At 41.7% G+C, this 18,005-nt stretch carries 16 protein-coding genes; 8 read left to right on the top strand and 8 right to left on the bottom strand.

Annotated elements, in window-relative coordinates:
- On the bottom strand, positions 1 to 289 hold a 289-nt coding region (locus BLQ57_RS06205; protein WP_175444650.1), incomplete at its 3' end, for a transposase family protein.
- Positions 290 to 826: 537 nt separating this feature from the next.
- Between BLQ57_RS06205 and BLQ57_RS06210 the strand changes: the two genes are divergently transcribed.
- From BLQ57_RS06210 to BLQ57_RS06245, 8 genes are all read left to right on the top strand, one after another.
- Positions 827 to 2,569, top strand: a complete 1,743-nt coding sequence (locus BLQ57_RS06210) for a GMC family oxidoreductase (RefSeq protein WP_087938471.1) — start codon at positions 827 to 829, stop codon at positions 2,567 to 2,569.
- 3 nt (positions 2,570 to 2,572) lie between these two features.
- Positions 2,573 to 3,277, top strand: coding sequence for a gluconate 2-dehydrogenase subunit 3 family protein (locus BLQ57_RS06215; RefSeq protein WP_087938472.1), 705 nt, complete (start codon positions 2,573 to 2,575; stop codon positions 3,275 to 3,277).
- A gap of 75 nt (positions 3,278 to 3,352) precedes the next feature.
- Positions 3,353 to 4,408 (top strand): DUF6340 family protein, encoded by a 1,056-nt coding sequence (locus tag BLQ57_RS06220; protein ID WP_240507756.1) that lies wholly within the window; start codon positions 3,353 to 3,355, stop codon positions 4,406 to 4,408.
- A gap of 15 nt (positions 4,409 to 4,423) precedes the next feature.
- Complete coding sequence (locus tag BLQ57_RS06225) at positions 4,424 to 5,626, top strand: DUF4221 family protein (protein WP_087938473.1); 1,203 nt, start codon at positions 4,424 to 4,426, stop codon at positions 5,624 to 5,626.
- Complete coding sequence (locus BLQ57_RS06230; RefSeq protein WP_087938474.1) at positions 5,623 to 6,759, top strand: NHL repeat-containing protein; 1,137 nt, start codon at positions 5,623 to 5,625, stop codon at positions 6,757 to 6,759. The genes BLQ57_RS06225 and BLQ57_RS06230 overlap by 4 nt, the downstream gene beginning before the upstream one ends.
- Positions 6,756 to 7,919, top strand: a complete 1,164-nt coding sequence (locus tag BLQ57_RS06235; RefSeq protein WP_087938475.1) for a hypothetical protein — start codon at positions 6,756 to 6,758, stop codon at positions 7,917 to 7,919. The genes BLQ57_RS06230 and BLQ57_RS06235 overlap by 4 nt, the downstream gene beginning before the upstream one ends.
- On the top strand, positions 7,916 to 9,091 hold the full coding sequence (locus BLQ57_RS06240) for a hypothetical protein (protein WP_087938476.1): 1,176 nt from the start codon (positions 7,916 to 7,918) through the stop codon (positions 9,089 to 9,091). The genes BLQ57_RS06235 and BLQ57_RS06240 overlap by 4 nt, the downstream gene beginning before the upstream one ends.
- 94 nt (positions 9,092 to 9,185) lie before the next feature.
- The gene (locus tag BLQ57_RS06245) at positions 9,186 to 11,690 is read left to right on the top strand and encodes a WD40/YVTN/BNR-like repeat-containing protein (RefSeq protein ID WP_087938575.1); all 2,505 of its coding nucleotides are present in this window, start codon (positions 9,186 to 9,188) and stop codon (positions 11,688 to 11,690) included.
- Between the two features lie 66 nt (positions 11,691 to 11,756).
- On the opposite strand, the gene BLQ57_RS06250 is transcribed toward BLQ57_RS06245, so the two are convergent.
- The 7 genes from BLQ57_RS06250 to rimK form a co-directional block, all read right to left on the bottom strand.
- Positions 11,757 to 12,350, bottom strand: coding sequence for a porin family protein (locus BLQ57_RS06250; protein ID WP_087938477.1), 594 nt, complete (start codon positions 12,348 to 12,350; stop codon positions 11,757 to 11,759).
- Positions 12,351 to 12,426: 76 nt separating this feature from the next.
- Positions 12,427 to 12,798 carry a response regulator gene (locus BLQ57_RS06255; protein ID WP_087938478.1) on the bottom strand — a complete coding sequence of 124 codons (372 nt, stop codon included), beginning with the start codon at positions 12,796 to 12,798 and terminating at the stop codon, positions 12,427 to 12,429.
- 189 nt (positions 12,799 to 12,987) lie between these two features.
- On the bottom strand, positions 12,988 to 14,376 hold the full coding sequence (locus tag BLQ57_RS06260; protein ID WP_087938479.1) for a sodium-dependent transporter: 1,389 nt from the start codon (positions 14,374 to 14,376) through the stop codon (positions 12,988 to 12,990).
- A 39-nt stretch (positions 14,377 to 14,415) separates the two neighbouring features.
- On the bottom strand, positions 14,416 to 15,333 hold the full coding sequence (locus BLQ57_RS06265; protein ID WP_087938480.1) for an SDR family oxidoreductase: 918 nt from the start codon (positions 15,331 to 15,333) through the stop codon (positions 14,416 to 14,418).
- Positions 15,323 to 16,168 carry a peptidylprolyl isomerase gene (locus tag BLQ57_RS06270; RefSeq protein ID WP_087938481.1) on the bottom strand — a complete coding sequence of 282 codons (846 nt, stop codon included), beginning with the start codon at positions 16,166 to 16,168 and terminating at the stop codon, positions 15,323 to 15,325. The genes BLQ57_RS06265 and BLQ57_RS06270 overlap by 11 nt, the downstream gene beginning before the upstream one ends.
- Positions 16,165 to 17,100 carry a hydroxymethylbilane synthase gene (gene hemC / locus BLQ57_RS06275; RefSeq protein ID WP_087938482.1) on the bottom strand — a complete coding sequence of 312 codons (936 nt, stop codon included), beginning with the start codon at positions 17,098 to 17,100 and terminating at the stop codon, positions 16,165 to 16,167. Before hemC ends, BLQ57_RS06270 begins: the two co-directional genes overlap by 4 nt.
- A complete protein-coding gene (gene rimK / locus BLQ57_RS06280) occupies positions 17,097 to 18,005 on the bottom strand; it encodes a 30S ribosomal protein S6--L-glutamate ligase (RefSeq protein ID WP_087938483.1) in 909 nt (302 codons plus the stop codon). Before rimK ends, hemC begins: the two co-directional genes overlap by 4 nt.

An 18,005-nucleotide genomic window follows, 5' to 3' on the forward strand; every position in this document is an offset into this window, starting at 1 on the left:
CGGGCCTTGCCCAGGGGACTTTTACAGTTTCGGTCTTGCCATCAGCTGTTTGTACTCTGGGAACCCGTGCATGAAGGAAACATTTATGTTGGAAAAAATTGAGATGCTGCCAGGTCCTTTCGACCGTATCATGGGTCTTCCCGTTCGGGAATTTAAAACCCTTCTCGAAGTCAAGATATATATCGATCTGGCCGTGGTGCCCAGCCTCAGGCTTTGTCATTATTATCTCCTTTACATGCCATGGCTTCTCTAGACCTAGGGCCATCTCAAAAATCTGATTGCTGTTCATGAAACTAAAATAGATACTTTCCCTAAATCAGTTTCCAGTTACCCACTATAAATCATCTAGAGCCATATTCTATTTATTAGTGGAAAAACAAAAAGTTTTTTGGAGAGAATATTTTGAAAAACAGTTAATTTTTGGATTTAACTCTCTTTGGTAAAAACTAGAATTAATCAATGGAATTGATTCCCCCCTAAATCAAGTAAAAAGTAAGCTTATGAAGGGAAAGCCTTAGATGATAGCGGATGAAGCTCTCAAATTAATGATAATTGGATAACAAAGAGAAATGGACCGTTGTATATAGGCTGATTTTCATATTTAAAAAGTTAGTAATTCCTCTAAGACGTCAGAGTATGTCTCCATTAATATTGCTTTTCTCTCCTTTACAAACAGAACCACCCTAAAACTATCACTTAAAGAAAGTCTAAACCTGATCCCATTGAGTCACATTTTCAAAAACAAAAAAAATTAAGATGAATTACAAAGATTCCTTAATTTAAAAAAACCGTGTTATATTTTCGACTTCATTAAAATTTTTAAAAAATGAGCTTTCAAATCAAAGAAACTCCTGATAGCTATGACGTCATCATCGTAGGCTCAGGAGCAGGAGGTGGAATGGCCTCAAAAGTGCTTTCAGAAGCAGGTCTTTCTGTGGCTGTGGTTGAAGCAGGTGGGGATTTCGATCCTGCCAAAGAAGAAGATAGAACCCAGTTAAGACCACCTTGGGAATCCCCTAGAAGAGGCGCAGGCACCAGAATACGCCCCTTTGGGGATTTTGATGCTGCGATTGGGGGGTGGGATATCGAAGGTGAACCTTACACCCGAAAGAATGGGACTCAATTTGACTGGTTTAGGTCTAGAATGGTGGGTGGACGAACCAATCACTGGGGCAGAATTTCACTGCGCTTTGGCCCTAATGATTTCAAACGGGCAAGTATAGATGGCATGGGAGACGACTGGCCTATTGGCTACGATGATTTGAAGCCTTACTATGACCGAGTAGACAAATTAATCGGTGTATTTGGAACCAAAGAAGGTATTTATAACGAACCCGACGGTTTCTTCCTTCCTCCTCCGAAGCCTCGACTTCATGAACTTTTTATCAAAAAAGGGGCAGATAAGGCAGCCATTCCGATGATCCCCTCCCGCCTTTCAATGCTGACTAGACCGATCAACAACGAGCGTGGCGTCTGCTTTTTCTGTAATCAATGTAATCGAGCCTGTCAAGCCTATGCAGATTTCTCAGCGGGTACTTGCCTCGTACATCCTGCAATGAAAAAAGGGAAAGTGGACCTTTTCACACATTCTATGGTGCGCAAAGTTACTACCGACGATAAAGGGAAAGCCACGGGTGTATCTTTTGTCTCAAAAGTGGATATGAAGGAATATAAACTCCGGTCAAGAGTTGTCGTCTTAGGGGCCTCGGCATGTGAGTCTGCACGAATCATGATGAATTCCAAATCAAAGTCCCACCCCAATGGAATTGGCGGAGATTCAGACGCACTAGGAAGATATCTACATGATTCTACCGGAGCCGACCGGATGGGAATCATGCCAGATCTAATCGATCGGGAGCGATACAATGAAGACGGTGTAGGCGGAATGCATATGTACACGCCTTGGTGGTTGGACAACAAAAAGCTGGACTTTGCCCGAGGCTATCATATCGAATATTGGGGGGGAATGGGTCAGCCTGCATACGGCACAGGAATGAGTATGGATAGCATGCGGAAATACATCAAAGATGAATTTGGCACCCCTAGTCCTAATGGAGGCTATGGCGAAGGCTTGAAAAAAGACATTCGGAGAATTTACGGCTCTACACTGGGGATGTCTGGTCGAGGAGAAAGTATTCCTCGCCATGAAAATTATTGCGAGATCGACCCCAATGTCGTCGATAAATATGGAATACCGGTGCTTCGCTTTAATTACAACTGGAGCGATCAGGAAATCAAGCAGGCCAAGCACATGCAGGATACTTTCGAGGAGATCCTGACCAATGCCGGAGCTATTCTACTTGGAAGCAAGCCTGGGCCCGAGTCCAAATATGGTCTAGCTGCTCCAGGCCGAATTATCCACGAAGTAGGTACCACCCGGATGGGAAAGGACCCCAAATCCTCCGTGGTCAATTCCAACTGCCAAGCTCACGACTGTGACAATCTTTTCGTGGTAGATGCAGGACCATTTGTATCTCAAGCAGACAAAAATCCTACATGGACCATTTTGGCCTTATCTTGGAGAACATCAGATTACATCGTAGATCAATTGAAACAAAAAAACATTTAAGCCATGAACAGAAGAGAAAACCTCAAACTGCTATTCACTGGCTCAATTGGAGCAGGTTTACTACTCACTGGTTGTGAACCTGAGGAGCAAATAGTGACCGGTCAAGTCTTTGATGGAGGCACAAAAGGTGGCCGTACCGAGGAAGAGAAAATCAGAGATGCCAAGCTCCTTTCGGAAAGCTTTTTTACCGATGAGGAGCGAAAAAAACTGGACACCTTGGCGAATATCATTATGCCAGCCGATGGGGAATCTCCGGCTGCAACCGAGCTCAAGGTGACTGATTTTATCGATTTTATGATGGTGGACCAGCCTAGCTATCAGACTCCCATGCGGGGTGGATTGATGTGGCTAGACTTTGAAGCGGATGAGAAGTTTGGCAAACCATTCAATGATCTTTCCAAAGACCAAGTCATCGAAATCGTGGAATTAGTAGCCTGGCCAGACAAAGCCGAACCCGCCTACGAAGGGGGAGTCAAATGGTTTAATTTACTCAGAAACCTTACCTGCACAGGATACTTCACAACCGAAGCCGGCTGGAAATACATGGGATATCAAGGCAACAGACCCAATGTCTGGGATGGAATCCCTCAAGAAGTATTAGATAAGCATGGCTTGGCCAATCCAAGCCAATACGCAGACTTATACCTCAAACCGGAAGACCGGGCAAAAGTCGTCCAATGGGATGAAGAAGGAAATATTATCGGGTAAATTGTTCAAAAAAACCGCGGAAATCGAACCGCGGTTTTTTTATTTCGTAGTATTTTTCCTGTCTAAATCCACACTATGAAGAATCATTTATTAAAATCTCTTTTCCTTTTTGGAATACTATCTCTCACAGTAGCCTGCTCTAAAAATGTAACCATGACCCGGTTGATGCCCGCTGCGGTGACTGTACCCTCGGAAATTCAAAAAATAGTCATCCTGGATCGAACCAAACCTCAAAATGAAATGGTAAGCGTCATAGAAGGGTTAATTACTGGTGAGCTCCCTTTTGAAGTACGCAACGCTATAGAGGCGACACTTTCTTCCCTTCAGCAAACCCTAAATACCAGCCCAAGATATGAGGTAGTTCGAGCCAATCAACGCCTAACGGGTGGTATGTTTGGGCAAATTTTTCCAAGCCCCCTAGACTGGTATACTGTGGAGAGAATATGTCAAGAATACCAAGCAGATGCTGTTTTGGTTTTAGAAAACTTCAATTCTGATTTCGTCACCACTGACCGGGTTCAGATGATTAAAAAGACCGTAGGAGAAGGAAAAGAAGCCCGTACTGTAGAAGTAAAAGGAGTTTATATGGAAGGTTTGGCAGATGTTTCTGCAGGATTTCGACTTTATGACCCTATCGGAAAAAACATCATAGATCAACAGCGCTTCCAAAAAACCAATACCTGGTCCGCTGAAGCGGAAACCAAAACCCAAGCTTTGGCTCTACTCATCGCCAAAGCAGATGCAACCCGAATAGTGGGAGAATTGGCAGGCGCTGGTTATGCTGCTAAAATTGCTCCTATGTATGTCAATATCGACAGAGGCTTTTTTCCCAAATCGAAGACCCATCCAGCTGTGGCCGAAGGGGCTCGCTATGCCGAGGTGGACCAATGGGAGCAAGCCATCGAAACATGGGAATCTGCGATACCTGAGGCTGATCAAAAAACCGGGGGAATGCTTCTTTACAATATTGCTGTAGGGTATGAATTACTGGGAAGCCTAGACTTAGCCAAGGATTGGGCTGGCAAAGCCTACACCCAGTACGGGTTAAAAAAAGCAAAAAACTACGTGCGCACTTTGGATCAAGAAATTCAAAATGCGAATTTGTTGAATCATCAGATGACAAATAATTAATCTAAATCTATCCTTATGAAGCATTCTTTTTACAGCTTTTTATTGGTCATCCTATTTTCCTGCGGAAATGAAAAGTCTAATGAAGCTAATCAAAGCCTCGGAAACTCATCTTCTGAGACAAATCTTATCCTTCAGAAAGTGGATTCTGTAGATTACCAGATACTGGGTGACCCCATTCTTTCTGATGTAAGCGAAGAGGGTTCTCACATTCTATTTTACGATTATGCATCCAGCGAAATTATATCCATCGATCAAGATGGCCAGCTTTTAGGGAGATTTTCAAAGAAAGAAGATACTCCCGATGCCTATGGTTTTATGATGGAATTGCCCGGTTTCTTAGGGAATAATCAGGTAGCTTTAGCTGGGATGCGAGGAGTATTCATTTACAACCTTGAGGGAGATCTGGTGAAAAAAATCGATCATCCGGAGTCTGTAGGAGGAGCGGCCTTCATGCCGATTGCTGGGAAATCGATCGAAACTGTCCGCTGGAATGGGAAGGATTATTTATTACCAAAATCTGTCAGAGGTAGGGACACTTATCCGGGTGAGCAAGCATTTTACGACCGATTCAGAGCACTGGAATGGGTCGATGTAGCATCCGGAGAATCCCAGGAGATCATTCCTTTTGAGGAAGGGAGTTTGTTCAAAAACGGTTATGGCTACATCGTAAGTGACTACACCCCGGCTTTTGAATGGGTAGATGAGCGGCTTTATATTAGTTTGGGAGCAGATCCAAAGCTACATATTTATCAGTTTTCTGAAAATGAATTTAAGCGAGATACGACTATCCTCATGGATATACCGGGGTTTCAGGAATTAGTCCTCACAGAACGGAGCGAATTCCAAGAAGGGACAGTTTCACTTAATGGAAGCACGCCCGCCATCCGAAATATCCATCGAATTAATGATCTATTGGTCATTCATTACTTTGGCGGGTTGGATCCTGCCGCCACGGAAGAAGCCGAGCAGCTTTGGATGTCTGGAAATGAAGAAGAAGCAGAGTTGTTATTTGAAAAACTGGAGCGAGAAGCTTCCAAAGGTTTGTTGATTTTTGATCCTGAAACCCAAAAATTTCTAGCAAATCTACCTTTTCCACTAGGAGTAGATGAAGGGGGACTATCAGCGGGCGGAAATTTCCTTTGGTTTCAAAAAGCTCCTTCCGAGGAGGAGGAAGAAGACTTTGTACGATTTTATAAATACAAACTGGAGGGAATATGAGATTTACAATTACGTTTTTTCTTTGTTCAATTTTATTTTTTGGATGCAAGGATGATAGTGGGGAGTCAGAAAGCGATGAAAGCCTAAGTAATGAATGGGAGTTGGAGATTTTAGATTCGATTCAGGTGGATTACATGGGGAATATTTGGGATGCAACTTTTAAAAATGGGCATGGTTATCTAAGAGATATTTCAAGTAATTCTTTGGTGAAGTTTGATACCACGGGAGGAGTTGTGACTCAAAAAACCTATCCTAAGGAGGGGCCTGGCGCTGTGGATTGGTTTTCAAGTCTAGTAATTTCTGAAAAAGATGAATTATATGCTTCCACCTACGGTCAGAAAATCCATCACTTTGACAAAAATTTGAATTTGATCGAAAACTTAGAAATGCCTTTTATCTCCGAATCCAGAGGTGGGAGAAGAAATGCGAAGAATATTAGTTTTTGGCAGGATAAACTTTTACTCTGGTATCCAGGTAGAGATGGAATCAGCCCATACATTAATCACTTTTTTAGAGATCACCCCATTTTAGAGCTATTTGACCCTGAAAGTCAAAATTCCACAGCTATGATCCGAATCCCAGAAACTTCAAAATTTAATTCAGAATTATTCTTTGACCGACCCAATGTTCAGTTTTCCATTTCAGATGACACTTTATATTTTGCACTTTCTAATGAGGAGCTTATTCATATTTACTCCTTAGCGGATAGTGGAAAATGGGTGAGAAGTATCAATTTTGACCCTTCGGTTTTCCACCTTATCCCGGGTCAAAAAGAACCGGTTGGATATGTATCAGGGAATACTATGTATGAAGCAGAAATAGAAGGTATATATGCTTCAAAAGCAGGAGTAGTTATTAATTATCAAAGTGGAATACCCGAGGATATTTTTACCCAGTTTGAATTGAATAAACCCGAAAACTATTACCGATACCCTGAATTCAGAAAAAGCTTTTTACGGATCTACAATGAGGAAGAAGGACTTTCAAACGAACTGACTATTCCTGCCAAGATCGATTTTATTTTAAACATTGAGTCTCCCGAAAAGCCCTTTTACGCCCTCCGGAATGACGAATATCTAGGCGAAGAAAAAGAATTCTTGACCTTTTATAAACTCCAATTAAAGCGTAAATGAAAACCAAACTCATCCTTTTTTCAATCCTTTTAGCTGTGCTAGCTAGCTGTGGCAAAACCGAAAAGCCATTAGCACCACTAAGCGAACAGCATTTTAATTTTGAAATCTATGACTCGCTCGTGGTAGATTATTTAGGGAATTTATTTTTGGCAGACATTTCCGAAGATGAAAAGAAGTTTCTTTTGATTGATCAGCAGACCGATACAATATTTGTCACCAATGATGAGGGTAAAATCCTACACAAATACACACGAAAAGGGGATGGACCAGGCTACTATCAGCAGACAAGATTAGGCCCTCCTCAATTTTTAACTGATTCTGAAATCATCTTTCCTGCCTATGATGGTTTTCATGTTTATTCTTTGTCAGGTGAACCTGTAAAAACCTATTCTCCGGATTTCGATATTAGAGTTTCACTAATCAATCTATTCAAGAATAATTTGATCATTCAAGAGGAGCAAATTATTTTCCCTTTTGAGGGAAGAATAGCCGATGAGTATGGCGTGGAAGGAAGGGAATTCCAACAGAAAGTTAAAAAACTGGAAGTTGCGAATCTTATCTCTGGAGATTTTACTCCTGCACTCCCTTTTCCAAAAGCTTCTAAATTTAGCAGCGCTGAGAAAAGCCACCTTAATATCAATTACGCTTTAGCACTTTCAAAAAAAGATGACAGTTTATACGTGGCATTTCGAAATGAACCAGTTATTTACTCCTATCACCTTTCGGATTTAGACAGTCCAGCATCGATTTATAAAATCTCATTTCCCGAGTTCATTGAAAAAGAGCCAAAGGACGCAGATAAATTTGGGCAGTATGAAATGAAGGATGTCTATACAGGATCTTTGAATCAAGTATTCGCATTGGACAATAATCAATTCTTGGCAAACTACGCCAGAGGTTTGACTGATGAAGAATTTGAGCAGATCAGTTCAGAATTTTCAGATGACAACTCAAAACTTTTTGAAGAGTTAAGAAAGAAAAATACCACTGGCTGGGTACTTTATGATGGAAGCTCCGTTTCTAGAATAATCGAAGAACATCCCAATCTTGGCTTTATGGGGAAATTCATTTCCAAAGATAAAATCTGGTTTTCGCTTGATTTTCAAGAAGTGGAAAAAGACTATTCAATTTTTTATAAAACTAAAATACTATCCAAATGAAAAAAGTATCTCGATTCTACCTTATCGGTTTTATACTTTTCCTAGTATCCTGCTCAGGCGATAAGGAAGAAGCTAGATCGGCTGCACCACTTAGCGAACAAGCTTTAAAGTTCGAGATCTACGATTCTTTGGTCGTGGATTATTTGGGAAATTTACTATTGATGGACATCAGTCCTGATGGGGAAAATTACCTGATGATCGATCAAAATACAGACACCATTTTTGTAACGAATCCAGAAGGTGAAATTCAGGAAAAACTATTTTTGAAAGGAGAAGGACCTGGATTGTACAAAGATTCTCGATGGGGGCTTGCCAAGTATATCTCAAATCAGGAATTTATTTTATCTACAGGATCTTCTTTTTTTCGATTTACAAACACGGGAGAATTACAAGAGAAATATGAATTGGGTTTTTCGGTCTACTCTACCTTACAAATACCAAACGGAGATAATATTAAGGTTCAAGGAAACCAAATTTATGCAAATATTTCTGGTAGAGATATCGATGAGTGGGGAGCTGGTGGCACTGATTTTCAGCAAAATGCTCGACAAGTTGAAGTTTTAGATTTGACAACAGGTAAATTTGAACCAGCAATCAAATTTCCTAAATCATCAAAATTCAGCAGCACTGAAAAAGCCTATTTTGACCTTCTTTATTTTCGGCAATTAACGGTGACAAAAGATAGCCTTTTTTTGATATTCAGAAACGAGCCGAAAATTTTTGGCTACCCAATAAATGACCTAGGACAAGCTCCATCTGTAAAAACAATCCCCTTTAAAAATTTTATAGAAAATGAACCTAAAAGCGATAAAGTATCGGATTCATTTAATATAAGAGATCTTTTTGTAGGCACCATCAATGGGATTCACTACACAGAAGATCGGGATTTTTTAATTGATTATTTGTCTGGTTTAAGCGAAGAAGAATTCCAAAAAGCAAACTCAGAAACTGGCGGGAATTTCAGTAAGATTTTTGAAATCGCAGAAAAATTCAACGAAGGAGGCTTTGTGCTTTTTGATGGCTCCCAACTCAGCCCTATCATCGACAAACCGGAGATTATTGGGAACTTAACCAAGTACATATCCAAGGACGAGATCTGGTTTTCGCTTAATTTTTCTGAGGCTGAAAATGACTATTCAGTCATCTATAAGACCAAGCTAGTCAGACAATAAATACCATTTATCTACTTCCCCTTCCACTTGCGGGCAATTCCAATTCGGTTTTGCCCGCTTATGCTTATATTCCATCGTGATCAAATTAATCGATATGAAAAAATCATCTACCTACCTGATTTTGGCTGCTGCGGGAATGCTCTTGATGAGTACAGCTTCCGCTCAGCAAATCAAACCCACCACTGAAAAAGAACTGGTGGAAGCGGTCGAAAAACATCGGCAACTCTACGCCTCCACCCCACTCAAAGACTTCAAAGCGAGGAATATCGGCCCCACCAATATGTCAGGTCGTATCGTAGACCTTGAAGTAGCCCAAAATCCAAACACCTTTTACATTGCTGCCGCATCAGGTGGGGTATGGAAGACAGAGGATAATGGACAGTCATTCACCCCAATTTTTGATCATCAGAGTGCTTTAGGCATTGGTGATATGGCCTTATCTCCCTCGGACAACAATATCCTTTGGGTGGGGACAGGAGAAAATAACTCCAGTCGATCCACTTATGCAGGATCAGGTGTATACAAATCCACTGACGCCGGAGAAACTTGGCAATTCATGGGTTTACCCCATACTCAGCATATCGGCCAAATCCAAATTCACCCTACCAATCCTGAAATCGTTTGGGTTGGAGCGATGGGCGGACTCTATTCTCAAAATAAGGAACGAGGCCTTTACATGACCACCGACGGAGGAGCTTCTTGGAAGAAGGTACTTTACATCGATGACAATACAGGAATCATCGATATCAAAATTCATCCGAAAAACCCTGACATTCTCCTAGCTGCCTCGTGGGAGCGATTCCGCCAAGCTCACGATTTTATCGGAAACGGAAAAGGTTCTGCCATTTGGAGATCAGAGGATGGTGGGAAATCTTGGAAAAAAGCTGTAGAAGGATTCCCTCAAAATGAATTTGTAGGCCGGATAGGTTTCGATTTTGCACAAAGCAATCCCAATGTAGTTTATGCCCTTCACGACAATCAAGGCCCATCAGATAAGGAACCTCAGCAACCAAGAAGAAGAGGGCAAGAAGAGGAAAATCCTTTGACTTTTGAAGATTTTAAGTCCATGTCGATTGGGGACGCTTTAGGCTTAGAGGAAAAAAGGCTGAATACTTTCTTGCGAAGAAATCAATTTGCAAGTCACTACACTGCCGAAGAAATCAAACGTCAGCTTCGTACCGGTAAAATCACTACTTTACAGATTGCAGATTACAATAAGGATGCGAATGACGCCAACGCCGCACTGACTAATACCTCTATCATAGGAGCGGAAGTCTTTCGCTCTGAGGACGCTGGAAAATCCTGGAAAAAAGTATCAGAATCAGACTTAAGCAGATTATACAATACCTATGGCTATTATTTTGGTGAAGTCCGGGTCGGTACCGAAAATGAAGATGAAGTATTCGTTTTAGGAGTTCCGCTTTTGGTCTCGCGAGATGGGGGCAAAAACTTCACGCGTACCGACTCCATCGGCAGACCACACTCCGACCATCAATCCATGTGGATCAATCCAAAAGATGGCAAACACATTCTCCTCGGAAATGATGGTGGCCTATACCGCAGCTATGGCGGAGGCGCTCGTTGGGATCACTTGAATACACAGATGCCTATCTCCCAATTTTACTCTATCATGACTGATGATGCCACGCCTTACCATGTCTATGGAGGCATGCAGGATAATGGGGTCTGGTTTGGTAGCTCCAAAAATGATCCTGCTGATCGATGGGAGTCTCTCATGGGCGGTGATGGAATGGTGGTAGCTGTCGATACGAGAGACAATGACATTGTATACACGGGCTTTCAGTTTGGCAACTATTTCCGTATCGATAAGGCCTCAGGAGATCGAAGAAGAATCACTCCTGGTCATGAAATAGGAAATGATCCCAATCGCTGGAATTGGCGTACGCCTGCCCGGCTGAGCCATCACAATCAGGACATTATTTACATGGGTTCGCAGTACGTGTACCAAAGCCTGGATCAGGGAAGTACTTGGAGGACTATTTCTCCAGACTTGACCAAAAATGAAAAAAGTGGAAATGTTCCTTTCGCAACTTTGACGGTGGTTGAAGAATCTCCGTTTGAGTTCGGAACTTTATATGCAGGATCGGACGATGGAAACGTCTGGATCACCAGAAACAATGGAGGCAACTGGGAATCATTAAATGAAGGTTTACCCCAAAATCGATGGGTGAGTTCAATTGCTCCTTCCAAACATCAAGAAGGGCTTGTATACGTCACTTTAAATGGCTACAGAAATGACGATTTTAAAACCTACGTCTACATGAGTCTTGATTATGGTAAAAGCTGGAAGTCCATCAAAGCAAACTTACCTGAAGAATCCACGAATATCATTCTAGAAGATCACAGCAACCCTAGTATCCTATATCTAGGCACCGATCATGGACTTTACGTCACAATGGATGGGGGAAATACTTGGAATCTTTTCCAAGGAGAATTACCCAACGTAGCTATCTATGACATGGTCATCCAAGAGCGAGAAAATGACTTGGTCATTGGTACGCATGGACGAAGTGTTTATATCATAGAGCTTGAGCCAATCCATGAATTGGCAAAGCCAAATCAAAAAGTAATGGATTAATCAAAAGTATTTAATCTCAAAATTAAAGCCCGACTCCAAGAGTCGGGCTTTTTGTATTTCCGTCGCTTAAAAGATTCTAAAACCAACCGATAAGATCCACTGATTGATGCGATTATCGGTAGAGAATGACCGAACATTTTCAGTTACCTTACTCAAGCCACCTTCATACTTGGCATCTATAATCAAGTTCCCTATATCAAGTCCAATCCCCGCTTGGTAGCCTATTGTCGCTTGATTAAAATCTACATCACTTACCTCGCCCACCGGATCATCGAGGGTAGAATTAATATCAATACTGGCAATCGGTCCGGCCTGAATTCTCAAAAGCTTAAACATCTTAAATCCTAGCATCACAGGGATGTCTAGTCGGTTAAAATTAGCATCAAATCGAGTACCTTCATCCGGATTGGCTCCTGAAAAGGTAAATGACCCCGAAGTCTGTGTATAAAGCAACTCAGGCTGAACAAAAAAGCCTCCGGCATCGATTCGAGCAAACAACCCAACGTGGTACCCAAACTCCCCACTCCCCGATTCTACACTGTTATTTTTAAAATCAAGTTCTGTTTGACTTAAGCCTACTTTAGGGCCTATTCCAAATTTTTGTGCTTGACTAGCGTAAGCCAAGGTCAAAAGTGTAATTAAAAGAATTGTCTTTCTCATGGCAGTAAATTTTTAAAGTTGAATTACTATAACGAAGCTACTTCGATAAAATTTAGCAATTCTACTGCCAGAAAGATTAATTCAAGGTAGTATGGGCTTTTGCTTTTGCTAAATTATACAATTCCCAAAAATCAATAGGCTTAGGCACCAAAGTATCAAAAGGCACAGGAGTATGCTGACGATAGTAATCTACATCACCTGCGGTAAAACCAATTACCGGAATTTTATTGGTTGAAGTATCTTGTTTCACTTGACTCAAAAGCTCAATCCCGTCCATCTCCGGCATCATGATATCAGTCAAGATCACATGAAAAGCAGGATCCTTTTTCAATTCATCCAGTGCCTCTTTTCCATTATTGGCAATAACAACCGTAGCAGAGGATTTTTCAAAAATCTTCCGCAAAATCAATAAGTGAAGGGCATTGTCATCGACTACAAGTACTCTCATAATAGTATCAAAAACAGTTTAGAAAATCTGAAAAACATATAAATATACGTAAATGACTGAAAAATAGTTAACTAATCATGAAAATAAGATCAAAATCTACCCAGAATGAAAGTGTTGACTTTTTTAGTAAAAAAGAAAAAAAGACCGCCCCAAATCCAGAACGGTCTTTTTTTTAATCAGACTCGGCTATCAACCTCCTTCCATAGGATCTCCAAAGAGCCCTACAAGGTCAAGAACAACCAAACCAATGACAATAGGACAGACCCATTTAATGAAGAATATCCAAGCTTTTCTGGTAATTCCCTTAAACGCAGGAGACCCTTCAGCCAATTCATCAGCATAATCGGATATTTTACTTCCCCATCCTGTGTATAATGATAGCATTAAGCAAATAATAACCACTGCAAAGGTTCCGAATGTAAAATCCATAATGTCAAAGAAACCTACTTTAGTATTCCCTAACATTGACAATTCAATAGTTTTGAAAACAGAGCCGTCTATAAATGAAAGAGTGGAAGGTACAGAGAGAGCCATAGCAGCCAAACCAATCGTCCACGTTGCTCTTTTTCTTTTCCATTTCTTCTCATCAATCAGATATGAAACTGGCACTTCAAGCATGGAAATAGTGGAAGTCAATGCCGCTACCATCAACAGTACAAAGAACATGGCTCCTATAAAATTTCCGCCTGGCATAGCGTCAAAAACTTTTGGAAGCACATCGAAAACTAAAGCAGGACCTCCTGCTGGGTCTTTACCAGGGAGAAGGGCAAATAGCGCAGGAAACACCATCAAACCTCCCAAAAGTGCTACAATCGTATCCATACCGGCTATGAATCCCGAGGAACGGACAATGTTGGCATTTTTAGGAAGATAAGAACCAAAGGTGATCATCAATCCCCATCCTACTGACATAGAGAAGAAAGCCTGGCCCAAAGCAGCTAATGCTACTTTTGTATTAATTTTTGAAAAATCCGGGGAAAGGTAATATTCAATACCTGCCTGAGCCCCTTCCAAAGTAACCGAACGCCCGGCTATGAAGATAATGATGATGAATAAAATAGGCATCAAGAATTTAGCAGCCTTCTCTATACCCCCAGAAATACCCCCTAGGACAATCAAAATTGTCAATAAAATAAATGCAAAAGTAAGAGGGATGATATATTGTGGCGTTTGAACAAAAACTTCAAAATCTACTGGAATATTAATCAACTCAGTAAAAATGTATCCTAGCGTCCAACCAGCAATTACCGAATAGTAGCTAAACACACAAAAACAAACTAAAATACACAACACTCCGGCTATCTGCCAAAACTTATTTCCTCCAGTATCTCGAACTGCCCCAACGGGGTTTTTGCCTGATTTTCTTCCTAGCGCTATTTCATTCAATAACAAGGGGAGGCCAATCAAAAGCACACAGATCAAATACACGAAAACAAAGGCACCTCCTCCATTTTCTCCAGTGAGATAAGGGAATCTCCAAATATTTCCCAAGCCGACTGCAGAACCTGCTGCAGCCATAATGAAGCCGAGACTAGATCCCCATTGGCCTCTTTCTTCGGGGTTTGCGCTTACTGCCATAGATAATACTAAAGTTAATTAAAGGGTATAAACTGCTTTTTAAGAGCGGGCTAAGATAATTTGTTTTGACAAAATACCAATTGCCGTTCGGAAAGTTTTGGGATCGAAACCCAGCTCTTTTCGTGCTTTTTCTATATTAAAACCTGTTTTTAATGGTCTTTTTGCCGGTTGGGTAAACTTAAATGAATCCGTCTTTTTGATTAAGGATAGATCCAAGCCAAAAAACTCTGCCGTTATCACAGCCATCTGATAGGGTGTTAAAAAATCAGGACCTGAAATATTAAAGATTCCTTCTGCCCCCTTCTTGGCAATCAAAATACAGCCTTCTGCCAAATCCTCCGCCAATGTCGGCGTACGAAACTGATCATCCACCACTTGAATTTCTTTCCCTGACTCTAGGCTTTCTTTAACCCACAGCACAATATTACTTCTGCTTAGATCATGCGCTATTCCAAATACCAAAACAGTCCTCGCAATCGCCCATTTAAGTTTTGAACCCATCACTAGCTTTTCTGCTTCCAGCTTCGTTTGTCCGTAGTAGTTGACAGGATTGGGTAAAGCCTCCTCATCAAGCGGCCCCTCATTTCCTTTGAAAATAAAATCCGTTGACACAAAAATAAAATGAGCACCAATGGATTCTGAGGCTTTTATCAAGTAGGAAGTTGCCAGTACATTTGCGCTGTAGCAAGCCTCTTGATTGAGTTCGCAGGTATCTACATTGGTCATCGCAGCGCCATGAATCAGAGTATGAGGTCTCTCCTCGAGTAAAACCTTTTCAACAGCAGCTGCATTCTCCAAGTCTAGGGAAATGTATTTGAATCCCTTTCCAGGCAACCGGCAACTTCCTCTTCCAGTAGCGATTACTTCATATTCGCCTTCTCTTACCAACTGCTGGACGATTTTTTGTCCAAGTAGTCCATTGGCTCCCGTGATTAATATCTTTTTTTTATTTTCCATCAGGGTACTGATATCCAAATTGCTTTTCGATTTTGCTTTTGGCCATGTTTTCAACACTCACCTTCATGACTACTGGATTAACAGGCTTGTCTCTCGGACCTCGCTGCTCTTGGGCAATACGTTCAGCCACCTCTAGCCCCTGAATCACTTCTCCAAAAACCGTGTATTCATCATCCAAATGGGGCGTACCCCCAATAGACGTGTAAGCCTCCACTCGCTCATCAGAAATATCTTTGGTAAGTTTCATATTGAGCGATTGCTCTATCTCATCTCGCTTAGAAAGCACAAAACTGTTTAGAGAATCGTACTCACCAGCCTCATAAAGGCGAGAATAAGTATCTCTTAATTCCTTTTGACTTTCCAGCTGTACATATTGCATAAATGCCGCTTGAAGCTTGGGCACATCAGTGGTCAGCTCGAGTTCAGAATACACTTTTCCCAGCACGATATAAAACTGCGAACCACTGGACCTTCGTTCTGGATTGATATTGTTTCCTTGACGTGCGGCGGCTATCATTCCCTTTTTATGAAAAAACTGAGGCAAAATCTCTGCTGGTAAAGTGGGCCATTCCTCCGATGGCATCTCTTCCTTACCAAACACATCTCCGCCCTGCACCATAAAATCAGGGATCACACGATGAAACTCAGTGGAATCAAAACGACCTGACTCTACCAAATCAATGAAATTTGATTTGTGCACAGGGGTGTCATCAAACAGCACCGCTACAATTTGCCCATGCTTGGTGTCAATTTTCACCAATTGATCCTTTTGCCCGGCACAGGCAAAGAAAAGTAGTGCAAAAGCACCAGCTAACATCTGATTGACTATTTTCATTTATTTAAGGTGGATTTTATCTCGTCCAAAATTACTTTTCCTCCAGCAGCAAATACCTCCATGGCCAATCGCTGTCCTAGGAGTTCGGGTTGGTCGATCTCCCCATCAACTTGTAGGGAAATTCGTTCTTTGCCATTCAAGCTTACAATCCCTCCCTTCAAGCAGAGCATATTTTCTTCTAGCCTTCCCAAGGCAAATACTGGTATGCTACAGCCTCCTTCCAAAACTCTCAAGTAAGCCCGCTCTGCTCTTAGCTTTACCGAAGTTTCTTCATGGTTCAAGGCTTTGATCAATTCCTTCTTTAAGTCTTTATCCATCTGAGAGGCTACTTCTATTGCTACCGAGCCTTGTCCCACGGCAGGAGTAAACTCCTCTAAAGAAAGCTCTTGGACGATCATCTCATCATAACCCATCCGATGAACTCCGGCATAGGCTAAAAGTAAGGCATCGCATAGCCCTTCTTCCATTTTTCTAATTCGAGTTTGGAGATTTCCTCTGACTTCTACGGTTTTGACATGGGGATAAAAGTGACGAAGCGTAGCTACTCTCCTAGTGGAAGAAGTCCCTAAAAGAAGTGGCTTCGTTGTATCCGCTAACTCAATTGTGCCTTTATGAGAAAGAATCACGTCATTCTCTTTTTCTCGCTCAGTGAAGGCGATGATTTCAAAACCCTCTGGAAGATTAGACTGCATATCTTTTGCAGAATGCACCGCAATATCAATCCGACCATCCAAAAGCTGATCTTCCAGTTCTTGGGTAAATACTCCTTTACTCCCAATTTTAGCTATGGAAACATCTAAAATTTGATCCCCCTTGGTATCAATAATAACGATTTCAGCCTCTATCCCTGCTTTTTCAAGCAAAGCCTCTACATGATAAGCTTGCCAGAGCGCTAATTTACTCCCTCTAGTGCCAATCTTGATTTTTTTCATTGTTCTGCAGCTCGTTTTGGAGATTTCTTCTGTACTCCTTCTTCTATAAATTTGATAATTTCTGCCGCGATATCGATTCCTGTAGCCTTCTCAATCCCCTCTAATCCAGGAGAACTATTCACCTCTAAAATTAAGGGGCCTCGAGCAGATTGCAGCATATCCACACCGGCGATGTCCAGTCCCAGTGCCTTGGCTGCACCTAATGCCGCCTGACGCTCGGCTCGACTTAATTTAATGATGGTTGCTTTTCCACCTCGATGAAGATTAGAGCGAAACTCTCCCTCAGCTCCCTGACGCTTCATGGCGCCGACTACTTTTCCATTGACCACGAAGGCACGGATATCAGCCCCTTTGGCTTCTTTGATGAATTCCTGTACTATTATTCTGGCCCTCAATCCATGAAAAGCCTCAATTACCGATTGCCCTGCTTTTTTAGTTTCTGCCAACACAACTCCCAGTCCTTGTGTACCCTCGAGTAACTTAATGATCAGCGGAGCTCCACCTACATGCTCTATTAATTGCTTTTCACCACCTTTAGAAAAATTGGTGAATGCAGTTTTAGGCATTCCAAGACCTGCTTTTGATAGAATCTGAAGACTTCTCAACTTATCTCTACTTCTGACAATAGCCTGGGAGTTGACAGCAGAAAATGTCCCCATCAATTCAAATTGCCTCACCACCGCAGTGCCATAGAAGGTGACAGAGGCGCCTACTCTAGGAATGATGGCATCGACATTGGTCAGCTTTTCACCTTTATAAATGATGGACGGACCCTCCTGCTCGATGATCAAGTCACAGACACTATGATTGACAATCAAGGCCTCGTGACCTGCAGCCTGAATGGCTTGATACAATCTCTTGGTAGAATATAAATTGGGGTTCCTCGAAAGGATAGCTATTTTCAT

It is taken from the genome of Algoriphagus faecimaris, assembly GCF_900101705.1.
Taxonomy (GTDB): domain Bacteria; phylum Bacteroidota; class Bacteroidia; order Cytophagales; family Cyclobacteriaceae; genus Algoriphagus; species Algoriphagus faecimaris.